Annotated in this window: 4 protein-coding genes; 1 reads left to right on the top strand and 3 read right to left on the bottom strand. The window is 71.5% G+C overall.

The features are described 5' to 3' along the window. The 3 genes from AOK24_RS49970 to cobT form a co-directional block, all read right to left on the bottom strand. A partial coding sequence (locus tag AOK24_RS49970) for a hypothetical protein (protein ID WP_055724744.1) occupies positions 1-614 on the bottom strand: 614 nt, incomplete at its 3' end. Beyond that, positions 611-2290, bottom strand: coding sequence for a phosphatidylglycerol lysyltransferase domain-containing protein (locus AOK24_RS39490; protein ID WP_055724743.1), 1680 nt, complete (start codon positions 2288-2290; stop codon positions 611-613). The genes AOK24_RS49970 and AOK24_RS39490, both read right to left, overlap by 4 nt. An 88-nt stretch (positions 2291-2378) precedes the next feature. Beyond that, positions 2379-3473, bottom strand: coding sequence for a nicotinate-nucleotide--dimethylbenzimidazole phosphoribosyltransferase (cobT, locus tag AOK24_RS39485; RefSeq protein ID WP_055724742.1), 1095 nt, complete (start codon positions 3471-3473; stop codon positions 2379-2381). A gap of 135 nt (positions 3474-3608) precedes the next feature. On the opposite strand from cobT, the gene AOK24_RS49965 reads away from it, so the two are divergent. After that, on the top strand, positions 3609-4071 hold a 463-nt coding region (locus AOK24_RS49965; RefSeq protein ID WP_206191347.1), incomplete at its 3' end, for a methyltransferase domain-containing protein.

The following is a 4071-nucleotide window of genomic DNA, read 5'->3' as shown; positions in this document are numbered from 1 at the left end:
ACCCCCACCAGCACCCCCACCGCGACGATCGCCGCCACGTGCTCCTTCCCCGCGAGGTTCGTCTTGACGGCCACCTCCACCAGCATCGCGAGCACGACCACCGCCCCGGTCACGTACGCCCGGTACCGCCACGCCAGACACACCGCGAGCCCCACGACGGCGGCCGACGGCCCCGTGTCGACGACCTTCGCGTCCGAGGCGGGCAGCCCTAACACCGGCACATCGGGCCCCAGCGCGACGCCGACGCGCGCGTACAGCGTCCCGGCGAGGGTCGCGGCGTACGCGACGGCCAGCGTCCGCCACCACCCGAGACAGATCTCCGCGAGCCCGAACACCAGCAGGATCTGGGCCAGCGCACCCCAGACCGGCAGGTCGAGCGCGGGGACGAAGAGGGAGAGCGGCGTACGGAGCAGAGCGAGGTAGAGGGGGTCCTGCGCGCGGACCGCGCCGAGGTCCTGGACGACCTGGTACCCCCAGTCGAGGTTCTGCACGGCTTGCAGCACCGACGTCGTACAGACCGCGGCGACCGTCATCACCGGTACGGCCCACCGCCGCCGCACGGCGAGCCACAGCGGGCCCCACTCGGTACGGGCCCACCGGACGAGGACGTTCATCGGCGGCCTCCCGGCAACCATCCCGGCACTTCCAAGAACCCCTCCGCCCGAGCAGACGCCAGCCCGATCCGGGGCAGGTCCGCGCTCTTCTCGAAGAGCAGGAACCGCGGCTCCCAGATCGGCCGGTACTTCGCGTTGGCCCGGTAGAGGGACTCGATCTGCCACCACCGGGAGCAGAAGCTGAGCAGGGACCGCCACAGCCGCAGCACGGGCCCGGCACCGAGCCGCGCCCCGCGTTCGAAGACGGACCGGAACATCGCGAAGTTGAGTGAGACCTGAGTGATCCCGATCTCCCCGCCCCGCCGCAGGAGTTCGATGACCATGTACTCCATCAGCCCGTTGTCGCTGCCGCGATCACGCCGCATGAGGTCGAGGGAGAGCCCGCGGGGGCCCCACGGTACGAAGGACAGCAGCGCCCGGGGCACCCCGTCCGCGTCGAAGCACTCGACGACCACGCACCGCCCGTCCCGGGGGTCCCCGAGCCTGCCGAGCGCCATGCTGAACCCGCGCTCGGTGTCCCCGTCCCGCCACGCGTCGGCCAGCCGTACGACCCCGGCCATCTCGGCGCCCGGAACCTCCTCGTGCCGCCGGATCCGCACGGTGTACCCAGCCCGCCGCACCCGGTTGTACGCCTGCCGCACGGTCCGCATCGCCCTGCCCTCCAGCGTGAACTCGTCCACCTCCACGATCGCCTCGTCCCCGAGTTCCAGCGCGTCGAGCCCGTGCCGCCGGTACACGTTCCCCGCCTCTTCCCCGGCCCCCATGACCGCCGGAATCCACCCGTGCGCCCGCGCTTCGTCGAGCCACGGAGCAATCGCCCCCGGCCACGCCTCGGGATCTCCGAGCGGATCTCCCGAGGCGAGGGAAACACCCCCGACGACCCGATAAGCGACCGCCGCTTTGTACGTCGGCGACCACACGACGCTCTTTTCCCGGCGCAAGGAGAAATAGCCGAGGGAATCCCGCTCGCCATGTTTGTCGAGGAGTTCCCGGAGCCGTTTCTCGTCCTCGTGGTCCAGCGGGTCGACGACCCGGCGGGAACGGAACGCGGCATACAGCACGGCGAGCACGAGGACGGTGCTCATCCCGTTGACGGCGACATCGACCCAGGTGGGCGGCGCGACCCCCGACTCCTCGGCGGAGACCGACGCGAGCCGCAGAGTGCCGTACCACCACTGCCGGGCGAAGCTGCCGCCCGCTGTGTCGGTGAGCGCGACCAGCCCTCCGGCCAGCAAAGACGCGCCCAGCAGCCCGCCCCCGCCCACCAGAGCCGCGAGCTTCGGGTTGGCCCGGTCCCCCTTGGCGTAGAACTCCGGCCGCCCGAGAAGCAACGCCAGCACGAACCCGGCGGTGATCCCGAGGGACACCCAATTCTGCGGATAACGTCGGACTTCAGGCAGCAGCATGGCCACGGAGAACAGCAACAGAAAAGCCCCGCTGAGCCCCAGATTGAGAATCCACGCGGCCCGCTTCCGCCTCCGCGTCATCACGGCGAGAAACGTGGCGAAAACCCCGGAGGAAAATCCGGCGGTCAAGAGATACGGCGTGAAGAGATCCGCCTGATTGTGCTGCCGGACATCCTGTCCGAACGACACCCACACCCCACTGAGGAAGTTGACGAACGCAACCACCCGCAGATACCAGACAACGACAGCACCAGCCCGAACGCGTCCCATGCGTCGGGATGCTATGTCCCGTTATGCGCAAACCTGACGATCACCGCGCAAGGGCGCAGCCCGACCCGACGGGACTGCGCCCACACCCCTACGCCTCGGACGCCTCCGGCTCCACGGCCTCGTCCGCAGGCTTCTCCTCCGCCTTCTCCGGCAACTCCGCGGCGAGCGCGGCGGCGGCCTGCACCAGCGGCAGCGCCAGCACACCCCCCGCACCCTCCCCGACCTGCACGTTCTGCTCCAGCAGCGGCTCCAGCGCCATCCGGTCGAGCGCCTTCGCCTGCCCCGGCTCCCCGGTCCTGTGCGCGGCCAGCCACCAGTCCGGCGCCCGGAAGGCGACCCGCTGGCCCACCAGCGCACACGCGGCGACAACCACCCCGTCCAGCACGACCGGCAGCTTCCGTACGGCGCACTGGAGCAGGAACCCGGTCATCGCGGCGAGATCCGCGCCGCCGACGGTCGCCAGCAGCTGAAGCTGATCCCCGAGCACCGGCCGGGCCCGCCGCAGCGCGTCCCGGATCGCCGCGCACTTCCGCATCCAGGCGAGGTCGTCGATGGCGAGCCCGCCACGCCCCGTCACGACCGAGGCGTCCGTCCCGCACAGCGCGGCGATCAGCACGCCGGCCGCCGTCGTCCCGCCCACGCTCACATCACCCAGCACCACGAGGTCGGTCCCCGAGTCCGCCTCCTCGTCGGCGACCGCCACGCCCGCGCGGAACGCCGCCTCCGCCTCCTCCAGGGTCAGCGCGTCCTCGATGTCGATACGGCCGCTGCCCCGCCGTACCCGGTGCCGTACGACATCCGCCGGGAACGCGTCCGGCTCGCAGTCCAGGGACATGTCCACGACCCGCACCGGGACCCCGGCGCGGCGCGCCAGCACGGAAACGGGGCGACCGCCCTCCAGGATCGCCCGCACCAGCTCGGCGGCGGTGCCGGCCGGCCGCGAGGAGACGCCCAGTTCGGCGATCCCGTGGTCCCCGGCGAACAGCACGACCCGGGGGCGGTCGACCGGGCGCACCGGGACCACGCCCTGCGCCGCCGCCAGCCACTCACCCAGGTCGTCGAGGCGCCCCAGCGCACCGGGCGGCACGATCTGACGCTCACGCCGCGCCTCCGCGTCGCGCCGTACCCCGCCGTCGGGGCGCTCGATCAGATCGGTGAAGTCGTCGAGATTAAGCGAGCTCATTCGCCGAACAGTACCGGCCCCGGTCGAACAGTTTCCGCGCCACATCTCACCGCCGGGGGTGCGGCGTCGTTGCACGCAAGATCGCGATCCCATACGTTCCGTTTCGCGAAGAATGTCGCCCACCGGGGAGCGCGTATGCCGGACATCCAGGAACCACACAGCGCCGACTGCCCCTGGTGCGCCTCGAAACAGATCCGTCCGGGGCGCTACGCCGGGTACGCCGAGTGCGCGGACTGCGGGCACGGTTTCCGTACGACGGCGGATGCCGTACAGGGCCCCCTCCTGGACCGCGCCCTCGCCGCACGCACCACCCGACGCCGCCTCCGCGCCACCGCCCACGCGATGACCCCGTTCCCGGAACCGGAGAGCTGGCTGGACATCGGCACGGGTGACGCGGACTTCCCCGAAGCGGCCAAGGAACTCTTCACATACACGTCCTTCGACGGGGTAGACGCGACGCCGCGAGTGGACCGGGCGCGCTCAGCAGGCCGGGTAGAGGAGGCGCACCGGGCCCTGACTCCCGCCCTCGACTCCCGCTACGACGTGATCAGCGTCCTCCACCACCTCGCCCACACCCCCGACCCCCGAGCCGAACTCT

The organism is Streptomyces niveiscabiei (assembly GCF_001419795.1).
GTDB lineage: Bacteria > Actinomycetota > Actinomycetes > Streptomycetales > Streptomycetaceae > Streptomyces > Streptomyces niveiscabiei.
This window is presented reverse-complemented; position numbering and strand designations above follow the sequence as displayed.

Excerpts from the sequence above, each read along its gene's own strand:
- cobT (WP_055724742.1), bottom strand. The coding sequence starts at position 3,473 with ATGAGCTCGCTTAATCTCGACGACTTCACCGATCTGATCGAGCGCCCC.
- AOK24_RS39490 (WP_055724743.1), bottom strand. The coding sequence starts at position 2,290 with ATGGGACGCGTTCGGGCTGGTGCTGTCGTTGTCTGGTATCTGCGGGTG.